The 16,425-nt window shown below is 63.8% G+C and carries 7 protein-coding genes; 4 read left to right on the top strand and 3 right to left on the bottom strand.

The features are described 5' to 3' along the window. Positions 1-52: 52 nt before the first annotated feature. Both IPV69_RS22895 and IPV69_RS22890 read right to left on the bottom strand, forming a co-directional pair. On the bottom strand, positions 53-2,755 hold the full coding sequence (locus IPV69_RS22895; protein ID WP_206292051.1) for a PSD1 and planctomycete cytochrome C domain-containing protein: 2,703 nt from the start codon (positions 2,753-2,755) through the stop codon (positions 53-55). A gap of 133 nt (positions 2,756-2,888) precedes the next feature. Next, positions 2,889-4,310 carry a calcium-binding protein gene (locus tag IPV69_RS22890; protein WP_206292050.1) on the bottom strand — a complete coding sequence of 474 codons (1,422 nt, stop codon included), beginning with the start codon at positions 4,308-4,310 and terminating at the stop codon, positions 2,889-2,891. A gap of 263 nt (positions 4,311-4,573) precedes the next feature. Between IPV69_RS22890 and IPV69_RS22885 the strand changes: the two genes are divergently transcribed. The 4 genes from IPV69_RS22885 (at position 4,574) to IPV69_RS22870 (ending at position 14,773) form a co-directional block, all read left to right on the top strand. Further along, positions 4,574-5,350 (top strand): DUF6065 family protein, encoded by a 777-nt coding sequence (locus IPV69_RS22885; protein ID WP_206292049.1) that lies wholly within the window; start codon positions 4,574-4,576, stop codon positions 5,348-5,350. Between the two features lie 152 nt (positions 5,351-5,502). Next, positions 5,503-7,767 (top strand): sensor domain-containing protein, encoded by a 2,265-nt coding sequence (locus IPV69_RS22880; protein WP_206292048.1) that lies wholly within the window; start codon positions 5,503-5,505, stop codon positions 7,765-7,767. Positions 7,768-7,906: 139 nt separating this feature from the next. Further along, the gene (locus tag IPV69_RS22875; RefSeq protein WP_206292047.1) at positions 7,907-11,698 is read left to right on the top strand and encodes a DNA polymerase III subunit alpha; all 3,792 of its coding nucleotides are present in this window, start codon (positions 7,907-7,909) and stop codon (positions 11,696-11,698) included. Positions 11,699-12,523: 825 nt separating this feature from the next. Beyond that, positions 12,524-14,773 carry a cytochrome c gene (locus tag IPV69_RS22870; protein WP_206292046.1) on the top strand — a complete coding sequence of 750 codons (2,250 nt, stop codon included), beginning with the start codon at positions 12,524-12,526 and terminating at the stop codon, positions 14,771-14,773. Positions 14,774-14,833: 60 nt separating this feature from the next. Here the strand turns inward: IPV69_RS22870 and IPV69_RS22865 are convergent, their stop codons facing one another. Then, on the bottom strand, positions 14,834-16,240 hold the full coding sequence (locus IPV69_RS22865) for a UTP--glucose-1-phosphate uridylyltransferase (RefSeq protein ID WP_206292045.1): 1,407 nt from the start codon (positions 16,238-16,240) through the stop codon (positions 14,834-14,836). Positions 16,241-16,425 lie beyond the last annotated feature (185 nt).

The following is a 16,425-nucleotide window of genomic DNA, read 5'->3' as shown; positions in this document are numbered from 1 at the left end:
ACTGTCGTCGGACACGGGTACGGCTACATGCTCCTACCGCAGGCCCGACGGCTCAACGAATCGTCACGAAGTCATTGTGATTCAGCAGCACCTGCACGAGATTCTCCCGGGCACGCTGCACCGGATCCGTTGCCGCCGGGACGGTGGCTTTCTCTATTCCATCGTGCGGTTTGAGTGCCTTTGCGTCCTTCAGCAATGCTGACTGCTTTTCAATGAAGGTCGTACACGTTGCGAGCTCGTCGGCCGTCGGCGATCGGCTCAATACGCGGGTGAAAACGGACTGGATAAAGCCCGTCTCGCCGTCGCCGGGTGACGCTTGTTTGGCAAGTTCCGCCGCCAAATGCCGCGCGTTCGAGACGGCGAGTGCACTGTTGGCCAGCGCCAGCGACTGCTGCGGCGTTACGGTTTCGACCCGCCGGTAGCACTCGGTCGGCGAAGGGCCGTCAAACACCAAAGCGAAGACGCCCTGCTTTTCGTACGCGTGGCGGTAGTACAGACTTCGTCGCGTGCTGCTTTGCCAAGCACCTTCGTCCAGTTCCGGCCCGCCGAGCGAAGCGTCCAGGTTGCCCGTGACTGAAAGCAGACTGTCTCGGACGACCTCGGCGTCCATTCGCCGGACGTTGGCACGCCACAGGCGGATGTTGTCTGGGTCGATCTTGGCGTTGGCGGCGTAAGGTCCGTCATCTGCCGTGCCGCCGGAGGAGAGACGATAAGTCGCCGAGGTGACGATGAGCCGATGGATGGCTTTCATCGACCAGCCACGCTCCACCAGCTCGACGGCGAGCCAGTCGAGCAAGGCCGGGTGGGTCGGCGGCTTGCCGTTGAGGCCGAAGTCGAACTCGGTCGGCACCAGCGGATTGCCAAAGTGCCGCATCCAGATCTGGTTGACCGCGACGCGGGCGGTCAGCGGATTTTTCGGCGATGTCACCCACGCGGCAAGCGCCGTTCGACGACCGGTGCTCGTTGTGGGATAGGTTGCGGTCAGCGCGGTGTACTTGCCGTCGAGCGGCTTGCCCTGGTCTGCCTTGGCGGTATCCAGTGCTTTGCGGGCGTCGGCGACGGCCTTGGCCTTGTCTTCGGCAGGCTTCTTTGGTTTTGGAGCCGGCCGAGTGGCCGCTGGTCGGGTTGCGGCCTGGGCCTCGGCGAGTGCTTGTTCTGCGGCAAGCACCGTCGCCTCGGCCCTGGCGACGGCCGCAGCACGCTCGGATTTTTGGGCCGCCTCGGCCGCAGCCTTGCGTCGATCGGGTGTCGTATCTGACGAGTAGCCGGCGTCATCGGCCTCGAGGCGGGCTGCGACGGCGACGAGCTCTGCTTCTGCAGCGGCCTGCTTTGCGCGGGCAAGGTCCTTGGTGTTCGCGGCCGCTTTGTCTGCCTCGGCGCGGGCGGCCTCTACGGCCGCCGTCGCTTTGGCCAGCAGGTCTTTCCGGACGCCGTCACGAAAGCCCGGATACCAGGCCGCCGCCGCGAGATTCACCGGCCGAATCGGCTCGGCATTTCCGAAGATCGCAGGTGTTCCGGCGGCGATCGGGCGGTCTTTGACCGGCTGCTTCTCGTCGCCGCGGTGCAGCAGGTAGGTCGGTGCCGCGGCATCCTTGTCGTACACCATCGCGATGCCGTCCTGCTCGGGGTCGGGCAGGCCAGGGACGGGATCGGAGCGGACGTCAATCGGCTCGAAGTACGCACGCAGCTGGTAGTACTCGGCTTGTTCGATCGGGTCGTACTTGTGGTCGTGGCACCGGGCGCAGTTGAGGGTCAGGCCTAGAAATGCCTTGCCGAAGTGCTCGACCGTATTGTCCATCCAGACGTTCTTGTTGAACTTGAACCAGCTCCGCGCCAGGTATCCGCCGGCGCGAAGGTCGGCGGTGTTGAAAGGTGTGGCGACCCCGGAACTGCTTGCGCCAGTCGATCCGACGATCTCATCTGCGGCGATCATCAGCCGTAGCATCTCGTCGTAGGGCCGGTCGGCGTTAAGCGACTCGATGATCCAGTCGCGCCACCGCCAGATGCCGCGTCGGCTTTCGCGGATCTCTTTCCCGTACCCGGCCCAGTCGGCGTACCGCCAGACGTCCATCCAGTGTCGCCCCCACCGCTGGCCGTAGCGACTGTCGGCGAGCAGGCGGTCGACAACGCTTTCGTAGGCGCTCGGGGAGCCGTCGGCGAGGAAGGCGTCCATCTCTGCCGGCGTGGGTGGAACGCCGACAAGGTCGAGATACACGCGTCGCAAAAGCAGGTGTTTCGGTGCCTCGGCCAGAGGCGACAACCCCAGGCGTGCCCGGTCGGATTCGATGAACGCATCGATCGGATTGCGAACCTCGCCCGCCGGTGTGTTGACAGCGGATACCGCAGGTCGCACCGGTCGCTTGAACGCCCAGTGTTCGGCGGGGCTCAGCGGAACCACCTCGTATTCGGCGATCGCGCCCTGTGCGATCCAGTCGCGCAGCAGTCCGATCTGCTCGGCTGAAAGCGCCGCACCGTCCTTGGGCATCTTCTGAGCGTTGTGGGTTCCTTCCACGGCATGAATCAACAGGCTCTGATCCGGTTTGCCCGCGACGATGGCCGCCCCGCCGTCGCCGCCGGCACGCAGCAACTGCACGGCATCGGTTCGCAAACCCGCTTTCTGCTTGAGCGACCCGTGGCAGGCGTTGCACTTTTCGTGGAGCAGCGGCTTGATCTGCCGGGCGTAATCAATCGGCGCTGCCGAAGCGGCGGCGGATAGAACGGTGATCGCAAGTGCTGCGACGTGAAAACAGCGCATGGTTAGGCCGATCGGCGCGAGTCGAATCGCATGGATTTCATCACGGTGAACGCGGATATGAAAGCGTTCAACGGATGATACCCATACCATCTACTCCTGTTGCCCGCCGGGCGGCGGCCTGAGCCGCGTCAGTTCACGGCGGAATGGCGACCACTTCGACGTCGGGATCGACGTAGCCGAAGAAGTAGAACACGGGTGGCGGGCTGTCGGGCGGGGGCGGGACGCCGGTGCCGATGACAATCGCGATATCGAATCCGGCTCCGCCATAGGCGCTGTCGTTGCCGGGGGAGGCGGTGAGGGAGTCATTGCCGTCGTCGCCGAAGAGTTTGTCAGTGCCGAGCCCGCCGTTGAGCTGGTCGTTGCCCCGTCCGCCGAGCAGGGTGTCATTGCTCCGGCCGCCGAGGATGGTGTCGTCGCCCCAGCCGCCGTAGACAGTGGCGGCGACGCGCAGCCCGATGCTGGGCAGCGGAATGCTGAGGCCGGTTCCCACAGGGATGGGGAATGGCGGCGGAGGATCGATGATGGGCGTGGGCGGAGGTTCGCCGTGCAGGTTGATGTCGTCCGCCCCGCCGCGACCGTAAACCTCGACCTTCTTCACTGCCGAGGCGCTGAAGGAAAACGTCTGCGTGTTGATCCGGACGACAACCTTCTCCGCCGTCGCCCCAGCCGCTCCGGGGATCTGGGTGATGTCAATCTTGTCGGCAAGGTTGGTGCCGCGGACGGTCAGCAGTCCGGACACCAGCGTTGCCGTTCCCTGGTCCACCGGGGTGCCGGACGTGACGACAGCCTTGCTCTCGATCGTGCCGAGGACGCGCGACGGGAAGAGGGGTTGCGGGCCGGGACCGATCGGCGGGCCGGATTTGATGGTCGTCTTGATCGCGAACGTGCCAGCTCTGTCATAGATGTGCGTACCGTTCACGAGGTAGGCGCCGCCGGACGACTTGGCGACCGTCCCTGCGGACGATGTGCCGTCGCCCCAATCGATGCTCGCCGAGAGAGCGCCGATCGTCGGCGAATTTGCGAGTTCGAAGCCGCCGACCGATCCGTTGAATGACGCCCCGGCCGTCAGATTGAGCGTGACGCCGGTGCCTTTGAACGGCTGCGGTGCGGCCGGCCCTTCGACAATCGCCTTGCTGAAGATCGTCGGAAACGGGTAGGCGATCGCAGGGACGGGAACGCCGGGCGGTGCATCGGGGACGCCCCACGCGCTCACGGTGACGGCATAGGTGCCGCCGAACCTCCAGGTATGTTTGCCGGTGATCTGGAAGCTGCCGGTGGGCAGCTTGTACACGAAGCCGGGCGAGGATTGCCCGTCGCCCCAATCGATCGTGGCGAGCAGCTTCACGTTTGCAACCGAAACCTGCTTGATCTTGCCCACCGGCCCCGCGAAGACTTTGCCGGCCGTCGCGTTGATCGTGGTGGATTCGGCGACGCCAAAGGTGACGCCAAAGGGAGGCGGGACCGAACCGACGGGCAGCGAAGCCGCCGCCGGCACCGGCGCGGCGGACCAAAGCAGTCGGGATTCAAGGGATTCGAGCAAGTTGGGCCGAGTCATGGGCGAGATCTCCGTCAGTCGTCGTCGCTCCTGGGACGTCCAAAGTGGTCCAAGGCAGAGACTGGTTCAGTGAAGCTATCCGCCTCGCCCGCAAATGCGGAGCAGAAATTTGCCGCAAAAGAAGGAGTTCTTTCCGGCCCCGCGGGCCCGCTCAGCGGGGTACAGGCAGGGACATCAGTCGCTGCTACTTGACGCGGCGTACGGCGGGTGTTGCCGGCCCTGGCGAGCCCGGACCGTGTTTTGCCGGTACACTTCGACCCGACATGCTCCACTATTTTAAGTTCCGCCAGGACCTTTTCGACCCCGAGCCGGCGAAGGACATTTACATCAAGCATACCGGCGGCAAGGGCTGGCCGGAGGAGTGCCCGCCACTTCGCGGTGCCAACGCCTACGGCTTTGACCTGCTGGCCAACTTCGACCTCACCCTCGTACGCAAGCGTGACGGCGACTGGAAAGTCGAGGATGACCTCGTCATCGAGAGCGACTTCGACTGGAGCCCGCCGTCCGTCGATTCCGGTGCTGAAGACGCCGACGGCGACGCCCCCATCGGCCGGCCGCTCACGCAGCAGTACGCCTGGTTCTGGCAGAAGGGGCAAAAGCTGCCGCACGTCATCAGCGACGATGTCTATGCCGCGATCAATCACCAGGTGAAGGTCAGCACGTTCCTGTTCCTCAAGACCGACCCGAACGAGATCCTGCTGATGACGGACATTCCGAACCTGCAGCGCCCCTGGCGGGCAATGTCGGCGCTGATCGAGACTGACTGGTTCCCGGCGAGCTACCCGTGGCACACGGTGCTGGAACTGGATCGCAGTCAGAAGAGGATCGAGATCAAAAAGGGGGATCCGATCTGCCGCATCATCCCGCTGCGGCGCGATACCCACTTTGCCCAGCAGATGTCGCCGGCTGCGTTCGATGAGTTCTTCGAACGCGGCCAGCAGTGGTTGACTGCGCACGGAAAGCCCGGCGACGGCGGGACCATGGACATCACACGGACCTACGTGCGGCAGCAGATTCGGCCGCGCTTTGTCGTGCTTTAGGTCGCGTGCTGCTTGGGCTGCGATGATGGATTATCGGACCCATGTCGGGGATACCCGCTTTCGCCCGTTCCCACTGAACGCACCGCCCGCTACAGCCGACACTCGGAGTGAGTCTCGGCATTGCGGATCGGGCAGACAGGAAGAGGAAATTCGTGGCAGACGGGTTACAGCCGACCGATGATCGACGCGACCAGCGCGTGGAGTCGTCGCATGCGCCGTCGATCCAGGATCAACTGGCCGCGACGCAGGCGCAGCTGCGGGCAGTTCTGGACTCCGCGGTCGAGCTGGCCGTTATAGGCACGGATGCCGCCGGCCACATCAACATCTTTAATCGCGGCGCGGAACGGATGCTGGGCTTTCAGGCCGCGGAGCTGATCGGCAAGCCACTGGCAGCGGTCCACGATTCCGACGAACTGACGCAACGCCTCGCCGCATGCGCCGACCGACCGGATCGCCCCGGCACACCCTTCGAACTGATCGCCCGGCTGGCCGATCCTTCACATCCGGCCGAACGTACCTGGACGTACGTCCGCAAGGACGGGGGCCGACTCACGGTCGAACTGACGCTCACCTGCCATCGCACGGCCGACGGCAAGCCTGCCGGTTACCTCGGCACTGCGGTCGATGTCACCTCGAAACTTGCACTCTCCGAGGCACTGGCCGCGAGTCAGGCCCAGTACCAGTCGCTGTTCGATGCCCTGCCCGCTGGAGTCGTCGTGAGCGATTTCGACGGCATGGTGATCGAATGCAATCGGGCCGCAGGGGATATCCTTGGCGTGCCCGCGGACGACCTGCTCGGCCGTATGGCAGGTGAATCCCTCTGGGAACCGGCGGCCGAAGGCGGGCGGGATTCTGAGCGCCGTAACGAGCCTGCGATCGTCGCACTGCGGACCGGTCAGCCCCAGCGCGACGTCATGCTCGCGGTCAAGAACCCCACCGGCGATACGTCGTGGCTTTTGGTCAACAGCCAGCCGGTCTTCGAGCCCGGCCGCACCGCGCCACGGGCGGCGATCACCGCGTTCGTAGACGTCACTGAACGCCATCGAATGGAACAGGAGCTTCGCCGCTCGGCGACCACCGACCGGCTGACCGGCCTGCCGAACCGGGCGATGCTGTTCGACCGGCTTCAGAAATCCGTCCGCCGCGCCCACGAAGACCGATCGTATCGGTTCGGCGTGCTCTTTCTCGACTTCGACCGGTTCAAGATCGTCAACGATACCCTCGGCCACGACTACGGCGACGCGCTCTTGAAAGGCATCAGCCAGCGGCTGCGGACCGTGCTGCGCCGGTCCGATGTTGTTTCGGTTGCGACCGATGCCGCGGGCGTCCAGGACGCGGCAAGGCTCGGCGGTGACGAGTTCGTTATCCTGCTGGAAGGCATCCAATCGATCGCCGATTGCCACGTGGTCGCCGAGCGGTTGCTGAGCGTCCTCTCGGCCCCCTACTCGTTGGGGCAACACGAAGTGGTTTCCACGGCGAGTATTGGCATCGTCACGAGCGACATCAGTTGCGAAAGTGCCGAGGCGGTTTTGCGCGACGCCGACGCCGCCATGTATTCCGCCAAGCAGGCCGGCAAGGCCCGCTATGCAACCTTCGACGTTGCCATGCGGCAACTGGCGGACAATCGCATGACGCTCGAGAGCGACCTCCGCAAGGCGCTGGACCTCGATCAGTTTTATCTCGATTACCAGCCGATCGTTTCGCTCGACAGCGGACAGGTATCGTCATTCGAGGCGCTGCTGAGGTGGAACCGTCCGTCTCACGGCATTGTCGCGCCGGGAGACTTCATTCAGGTTGCCGAGGACACCGGGCTGATCGTGCCGATTGGGGAACGGGTGCTGGAGCAGGCGTGCCGCCAGCTGGCGAGCTGGCGGAGAGACCTTGGCACCGCCGCCCCCACCAGCGTGGCGGTCAACCTGTCGCGCATTCAACTGATGAACGCCGGCCTGCCCGACAAACTGCAAAGCTTGCTATCCGCCTATGCGCTCGATCCGCATTCGCTGCACCTGGAAGTGACCGAGAGCACCGTCATGCGCGACGCTCAGACTGCGGCGCGCACGATCAAGCGGCTCCGGTCCATGGGCGTACGTGTGGCGATGGACGACTTCGGCACCGGGCATTCGTCGCTGTCGTGCCTGCACGAGTTCGAGTTCGACGTGCTGAAGATCGACCGATCGTTCATCTCCAATTTGTCACGAGGCCGGGACTTTGCCGCTCTGGTGCATGCCATCGTGACACTGGCGCGAAACCTGGGCATCACCGTGGTGGCCGAGGGAATCGAAACACCAGAGCAGCTGATGCTCCTGCAGTCGCTGGACTGCCAGTTCGGGCAGGGATTCCATTTCAGTAAGCCGTTGCGTGCCGCGATCGCCGGGCAGTTTCACCTGCCGCCGCCAAGGCTGTCGGGCGCGGCCTAAGATCGCGATCATAAGTCCTTAAGTGACGTTGTGGGGTGCCGGCTGAATTCAGTCGGAAGTGGACAACGTGTTGACATCTTTTCGGAATCTGTACGGTCCGGCGAGCCTAGGATATAAGCATTCCTGGAGGTTCGCACGGATGCCGTTTACTCACCTGCACGTTCATACCCATTACTCCCTGCTCGATGGTGCCTGCCGGATCTCCGATCTGGTCTCGCGGGCTAAGCAACTGGGCATGGATTCCCTTGCCATTACCGATCACGGCTGCATGTTCGGTGTGATCGAGTTCTACAACGAGTGCAAGAAACAGGGCATCAAGCCGATCATCGGCATGGAAGCCTACATCGCTCCCGGCGACCGCCGCGACAAGAGCACTTCCCACGGCGATTCGTCGTTCCACATGGTGCTGCTCGCCGAGAATGTCGAGGGGTATCACAACCTGCTCAAGCTCTCGAGCACGGCGTATCGCGAAGGCTTCTACTACAAGCCGCGCATCGACAAGGAAATCCTCCGCGAGCACCGCAAAGGTCTGATCGCCACCAGTGCCTGCCTGGGCGGCGAAATCCCGTCGGCGTTCATGCGGCGGGACGCCAAGTTCGCCAAGGAAATCGCAGAGACCTATCTCGACATCTTCGGGCCCGACCGTTTCTTCATCGAGGTGCAGAAACAGGGCATCAAAGAACAGGACATGGTGAACCCCGAGCTGGTCGAGCTGGCCAAGAAGCTCGGCGTCGGCACGGTCGCGACGAATGATGTTCACTTTCTGAACAAGGACGATCACTTCGCCCACGACGTGCTCTGCTGCATCAGCATGGGCAGGCTGGTCGCCGACGAAGGTCGGCTGAAGTACCCCACGCACCTGTACCTCAAGAGCCCGCAGGAGATGGCCGAGATCTGCCACGAGTTCCCCGAGGCCGTCGAGAATACCGCCCGCGTGGCGGCGATGTGCGATGTGTCGCTGGACTTCAGCAAGCGGTACGCGCCGGTGTATCGGGTGCCGGCGGAGAAGTTGAAGGGGGCAGGCACGGAGGCACTGAGGCACGAAGGCACGAAGGCGGAGGACACCGCGTCGCAGGACGCGGCTACAAAATCTGACCCTTCGTGCCACAATGCCTCCGTGCCTTCGTCCCTTCCTCCAGCGATGGCCGACGACGAAGCGTACATGCGCCAGCTTTGCGAGGACGGCCTTGAATGGCGATACGGCACGCGCGACGTTGCGCCTGCCGTACGCGAGCGGCTGGAGAAAGAGATCAAGGTCATCGCCGGCAAAGGCTTCTCGAGCTATTTCCTGATCGTCTGGGACTTCTGCAACTACGCCCGCGACAATGGCATTCCCGTCGGCGCCAGAGGTTCGGGCGTGGGCACGATGGTCGGCTACCTGCTGGGTTTATGTAACGTCGACCCGATCAAGTACGGCCTGCTCTTTGAACGGTTCATGGACCCCAGCCGATCGGAGATGCCCGATATCGATATCGACATCTGCCAAGACGGCCGGCAAGGCGTCATCGAGTACGTGCGAAAAAAGTACGGCCACGTCGCGCAGATCATCACGTTCGGCACACTTGCCGCCAAGGCAGTGTGTAAAGACGTCGGTCGCGTGTTGGGCATGCCGCTGGCGCTGACGGACAAGATCACCAAGCTCATTCCCGGCACGCCGGGCACTACGCTCGACAAGGCCCTCAAAGGCGTTCCAGACCTGGCCGACCTGTACGCCGCCGACCCGCAGGTGAAGCAGATCATCGATATCGGCAAGCGGCTGGAAGGCCTCTGCCGTAACGCCGGCTGTCACGCGGCGGGCGTGATCATCGCCGATCAGCCGCTCGATGGCATCGTCCCGCTCTACAAGGACAAAGACGACAACATCCTGACGCAGTTCGAAGGGCCGATCGCCGAGAAAGTCGGCCTGCTGAAGATGGACTTCCTGGGTCTGCGCACGCTCACCGTCATCACCCGCGCGGTGGACCTGGTGAAGCAGACAAAGGGCATCGACATCGATGTTGAGAAGCTCGACCTGACCGACAAAACCGTGCTCGAACTGTTCAGCCGCGGCGAGACCAAGGGCATCTTTCAGTTCGAATCCGGCGGCATGGCTGACCTGCTGATGAAGATGCAGCCGGACCGGGTTGAGGACCTGATCGCCGCCAACGCGCTCTATCGCCCCGGTCCAATGGAGCTGATTCCCAGCTATTGCGCCCGCAAGCACGGCCGCGAGGAAGTGCCGAAAGTCCACCCGATCATGGACAGCATCCTGGCCGAGACCTACGGCATCATGGTCTATCAGGAACAGGTCATGCAGATCTTCAACGGCCTCGGCGGCATCGAGCTGTCGGCCGCGTATAAGCTGATCAAGGCGATCAGTAAGAAGATGGCCGACGTCATCGGCAAGTTCCGGCCGGAGTTCCTCAAGGGCTGCACCGCCAAGGGCATCCCAGAGGCCAAGGCCGACGAAATCTTCGAACACATCCTGAAGTTCGGCGGCTACGGCTTCAACAAGTCGCACAGCACGCGCTACGCGATCGTCGCGTTCCAGACGGCGTACCTGAAGACGTATCACCCCGTCGAATACATGGCCGCGTTGCTCACGTACGAAATGGGGAACACGGAAAAGACGGTCGAGTACATCGAAGAATGCCGCCGAATGACACTCGCCGACGGCACCAAGGGCATCAAGGTGCTGCCGCCGGACATCAACATCTCCGAACGCGATTTCACGCCGGTTTACGTGGAGCCGGAATCCAAGGGCAAGCGCAAGGCCAAGCCGCCCAAGGAAGGCGTGATTCGCTTCGGAATGGCCGCGGTGCGCGGGGTGGGCGAGAAGGCCGTCGATACGCTGATCGCCGAACGGAAGGCCAAGGGGCCGTTCGGGTCGCTCTACGACGTCTGCGATCGCGTCGATCTGCGGGCGGTGACCAAGTCGACGCTGGAAGCGTTGATCAAGTGTGGCGCGTTCAATGCGATGGGCAAACGGGCGGCGCTGCTTCAGGCGATGGATGCAGCGGTCGAATCGGGGCAGCGTTCGCAGGCCGACAAACGGTCGGGACAAATGAGCATGTTCGGCGCGGCCGAGACGTCGTCCGCCGCCGCGTTGCCGCATCCGTCGCTGCCTGATGTCGATGAACTGCCGCAGCCGGAACTGCTGAAGTTCGAGAAAGAGTTGCTCGGCTTCTACATCACCAGCCATCCACTGACCGAGCACCAGTCGGCCCTGGAGCACTACAGCACCGCGAGCACGCGCGATGCGCTTCAGATGTCCGAAGGCACCGAAGTGATGATCGGCGGAATGATCAACCGCGTGAAGAAGGTGCTGACCAAGAACGGCCGGTCGGCCGGCATGCCAATGGCGATCATCACCATGGAAGATCTGGAGGGTCAGATCGACGGCACCATGTTCGCCGAAACCTACGCCGAGGTGATCGCGAAGTATCCGAACGCAGTCGCGAACGAGAGCATTGTGTTCGTTCGCGGCAAGATCGACCGCAAGCGCGAAACGCCGAGCCTTCTGATCAATGAGGTCCTGCCGATCTCCGAGGCCACGGCCCGGCTGACGACGACGGTCGCGATCAAGCTCGACTCGATGCGCCACACGACCGATCTGGCCGAGAAGATCGAGACGATCCTCCGCAAGCACAAGGGCAACTGCGAGGTCTACCTTCAGGTGGCGACCAGCCCGCAGCAGCGCGTCATCATGCGGCTGGACCGCGAACGGTTCGTCAAACCGTCAGGCGACCTGATCGCCGACCTTGAACTGCAGCTGGGCGGCGACAGCGTCATGATGTGCGGCGCCGGCACCAAGCGAAGCAAAGCCAAGGCTCAGCAACAGGCGGCGTTGTTCGAAGGCGCCGACCAGCCCGAGGCGGGCCTCGATCAGCCGGACAACGTGCAAGCCGTCATCGACGCCGCGATGGCGGAGATGGAGATGCTGGAGTCGTGAGAGCAACGCAGACGACATGGATTTGCCCGATACAAGTCCGGTACATGGGGTCGTAAAGCTCGAGTACCAAGCCGTACCGACTGCTCCTGCTCGTGGCAATCTGCTTGTCATCGTGGCGAGTGTTCAGTTCGCGCAGCTGAGCGGGCTCGCGATCGTGGGTGTTCGCGGAATTTTCACGCCCGTTAGTGAGCGAGATCAATTGGCGAGCTACGCTTTTCTTGGGATGACGCTGGCGTTTCTCCTATGTCAGTGTCTTTCGTTTATCGGTCGATCGCGAACTGCGACCGCCGCGATTGTGATGGGGTACGGGTTTATCGCTTTCTTCGCCCTCGGTGCGGCACTCTTCTCGGTCAGTGGCCCGCCGCATGTTTGGGGACCACCCGCCGGGATAGGTGCTTATGCCGGCGTCGTCGCATGGACTTACTACCGATGGGGCTGTCGATTGCGCGACTGGCGATCTGCCGGTGGCCGGCGGTAAGCCGGACTCGACGGATGAGACCTTTTTGCTTCGACGCTACCTTCAAATCCTCGGGGTAACTGTTCTGAAAATGGTTCGCGGACTGGTGCGACGGGTCGCCGGTACTACGGAGACCCGTGTTTTGGAACAACCTGCGCATGGGTCTGCGGAGTACCGCCGACCCGTGGCACCAGGTCGCGTTCATCGCACGAGGCCGCGACGACGTCGCATGGCGGCTCAGGATGACCGCAATGGGGAACGGTCTGACGTTCGGCCCGTCACCTCGACTCGCGCCCCCGAAAGCACCGACGAGACGACCAGATCGGCCGTTCGGCGCGGGACAGCTATACCGTATACTTCTGTCACTCATGCGACGACTACTCTCGAAGCGTTGGTTCACTGGCCTCGGCGTCCTGGCGGCGGCGGCACTGTCCGTTGCAGGTCCGCTGTTTAAGCCCGCGGATGTTGCCGCCCAGTCGACGCCTAACACCGCCGACAAGCTCCCCGACGCCCCGCCCTTGAAGGCAGACGAAAAGGACGCCGCCGGCGTCGCCGTCACCTTCAGGCCGATCGGCGCTGACAGCAAGCCACTGGCGACCGACACGCGTGTGTCGCGGATGCTTGCGCTGTTTGTCGCGGATGGCGCGCCGCCGACGCCGTTCCTTCGCGCCGGGCGGTTCTCGGCCGTGTTCGAAGGTGATGTCAACATGCGGCTGCGTGACACCTACACCTTTTCCGCCGAGGGCCGCGGCAAGGTGACGGTCAGCATTGGCGAGAAGGTCGTGCTGACGGCCGAGGGAGACGACTTCAAGAAAGCCGCTGGCGAACCGGTCCGGCTGAGCAAGGGGAAGAACAAGATCACCGTGAAGTACGAAAGCCCCGCCGCTGGGGATTCGGCGTTGCGTCTGCTTTGGACGGTGAAGGACGAGTACTACGCCCACCCCGTGCCGCCGACACAGCTCACGCACAACGCCGGCGGCGAAGCGGTCGCGAAGGGGATGCGTATTCGCGAAGGCCGGCAGCTCTTCGCCGAGCTGCATTGCTTCAACTGTCATTCTGCCGGGGCGATGGATGCCAAAGCGCCAATCATGCCGGAACTAAAGCGGGTTGCGCCCGATCTCTCCGACGTCGGCGGACGGCTAAGCAAAGACTGGATGACAGCCTGGATCAACAATCCGCATGCCCTTCGCCCGAACCCGCACATGCCGCGTGTGTTTGCGCCCAAGGGTGAGGACAAGGGCTCGATCGATCCTCGCGCCGCCGATGTGGCGGCGTATCTCGCCACGCTCGGCGGCGGCGAGGCCAAGGCCGACGACGGCCCCGCCCCCGACGACACGAAGGTCTCCCGCGGCGGGCAGCTCTTCACGTCGCTCAACTGCATCGCCTGCCACGAGCCCCCCGCCGGCCTGCCGGAGAACGCCGCACCAGCGGAAGTCGCCGAAGGGGAAACGCCGCCACCGGCGCGCGTTCCGCTGAAGTACGTCAAGGCCAAGTTCAAGGCCGGCGCGCTGGTGAAGTTCCTGCAGAACCCGGCGGCGCACTACGCGTCGATCCCGATGCCTAACTTCCGGTTCAGTGAAGCCGACGCGTCGGCGGTTGCGGCGTTCCTGCTGTCTCAGGCGGCCGGCACCATGACCGCCGACCTCCCCGCGGGCGACGCGGCCAAGGGCAAGGCGCTGATCGTTACCGCCGGCTGCGTGAACTGTCATGCCGTCGACCAGGAAAAGCCGGCGACGTTCGCCAGTCTCGACGCCATCCCGAAAGACGGCTGGAGTCGCGGCTGTCTGTCGGCCGATGACGCCGGCCGCAAGGGCGCCCCGCACTTCAAGCTGACCGATGAACACCGCCAGGCGATCGTCGCATTCGCGGCCACCGACCGGTCGTCGCTGTCGAAGGAGTCGCCGGCGGAGTACGCCATGCGGCAGGTGAAGTCGCTCAACTGCAACGCCTGCCACGCCCGCGACGGGAAAGAGTCATTGATGGCGACGACCTACGACGCCGCCCACAAGGAGATGGAAGGCACCTATCCGCCGCCCAAGGGGGAAAGTGCCGAGGCGTTCGCCCCCGACCAGCGGGCACCGCTGATGACCTGGTTCGGCGAGAAGCTGCGGCCGGAATGGGCGTCAGCGTTTATCGCCGGCAAGGTGACGTACAAACCACGGCCGTATCTGCACGCGAAGATGCCGGGATTCAACGTGGACGCCGACGCGCTCGCTCGCGGCATGGCCGCCGAGCATGGCATCGGCGCAACGACGCCCGAGTACCCCAAGCCCGATGCCGCCCTTGCGGCGATCGGCAGCAAGCTGGTCGGCAAGACGCCGAACGAAAGCTTCAGTTGCGTACAGTGCCACGCCGTCAACAAGCAGCCGGCGCTGAACCCGTTCGAGGCCCCGGCGGTCAACTTCTCTCACGCCCGCGAGCGGCTGCTGAAGGACTACTACCACCGCTGGGTGCACAATCCGCTGCGCCTCGACCCCAACACCAAGATGCCCGCGTTCGAACGCGAGGACGGCAAGACGACGATCACCAACGTCTACGAAGGCGACGCGCGAAAGCAGTTCGAAGCGATCTGGCAGTATCTGCTCGAAGGGGACGAGATCAAACCACCGGCTGAGTGATGCGGGTCGTCGTGTAGCCGGCAAGTTTGCTTGCCGGCTACACGAATCCATGACCTTGCCCTATTCGATATAGACATCCACGCCCGGCTTCAGCACGACAACCGGCTTCCGGGACTTGAGCTGCTCGGCGCTAGTTGCGTACAGCGGCGAGATTTCGATCGTCATCGCAGGTTCGCCGTTGGCACGGGGTACGTCGATGCCGGCGAGTTCCAGCCACTCGGCGTTGCGGCGGATCTGATCGCGTTTGCATGTCGCGGGGCTGTCGTCGCCTTGCGCGTTCTTGACCGGGCTGAACTCTTCGGCGCGGCTTGTCGTGAAGACCAGCGGGTTCTCGGCGAGCGGGATTGCGTCGAATACGAACTGCTCGAGCTTCACTGCGTTGGGCTTCTCGGGCTTGATCAGCGTGCCGCTGGCGTCGACGTAGGGCACCTTCTTTTCGGCGCGGTGCCAGGGCAATTCCAGCCTGCCGCCGGCGTTCAGTCGCGCGATGAAGCTGACGCGCAGCGCGTGGATCGCGATCGAGCCGGCGTTGAATGCCAGCGCGCCGCCGACGGTCTGTTTCGCGAGGTGTTCCGGCAGGTCGCTGTATTCGATGACCTGCACCTTGCCGTCGCCGATGCAGAAGTTGCCGACCTTCTCCAGCGGCCCGGCCTTGGGGACGATCTTGCTGCTCATCTCGCTGCCGGTGAGATCGTGCAGGCCGAGGAACAGCGGGTCCATCGTGTGAACGAGCGGGTTGTCCACCTGAAAGTAAGACAGATGCTCGACGCCCCGCTTCTTCATGTCGGCCAGCGCGCCACTGCGGTCGAGCGCGCGGAGCGAGCCGCCATGCCCGTCGGGCGAGAGGGCGAGCGAGTCTTTCTCGCCCAGCAGCAGCGAGCCGTCCATCGAGTAGGCCGGCATCATGCCCTGCTGAAAGAAGAAGACGTCCGCCTTGGGGTAGCCGAAGTAGTTGTGCTTTTCGAAGTAGGCCCGCGTCGGGGCATCGTTCACCTCGCTGGTCATGATGTACCAGGGGATGACCTTCGTCGCGATCCGGCTGTGCGTGTGCAACTGTTCGGCGAAGACCTGGAACAGCGGCTTCTGCTTGATCGGCGTGACGGGGTACTCTCCCTTCGGGCCGTCGTAGCCCAGCCGCGTCCCCTGCCCGCCGGCGACGAGAAACGCACCGACCTTGCCGGCTTTGAGCAGTTCGTCGCCTCGTGCGCGGGCGTCGGCGTACAGCTTCTCCTGCCCCGCCGCCGGCGTGCGCGGATAAGGCTTGACAGGCTGGATGTCCTTCGGCAGATCGATCGGCGGCTTCTGCCGGACGTAGGTCTCGGCGAGCGATGCCAGCAGGCCCAGATCCTGTGCGCCGAGCTGCGCAACGAGCCGATTCTGCTGCTCTGGTGAGAGTGAATCGTAGAACCGCAGGACCTGATCCTGCCCGATCGAAGCGAGTTTCTGCCGCAGCGTCGCGATGCTCATTCGAGGCCTCCGTGTGAGAGCCGCATTGGTAGTCGCAAGATCGGGAGAATGCAACGGCGATAACCCGGTCGCGGGGAAGAGGGGATCACCTCCGTGTCTTCGTGTCTTCGTGGTGAATCCCTCTTCCTCCCAAGCCGAGCGACGCGCAAAAGCGGAGACGACCTTTCGGCCGCCTCCGCTCGTTC

It is taken from the genome of Humisphaera borealis, assembly GCF_015169395.1.
GTDB classification, from domain to species: Bacteria; Planctomycetota; Phycisphaerae; order Tepidisphaerales; family Tepidisphaeraceae; genus Humisphaera; species Humisphaera borealis.
Note: the sequence above shows the minus strand (reverse complement) of the source record. Positions and strands in the feature narration are given on the sequence as shown.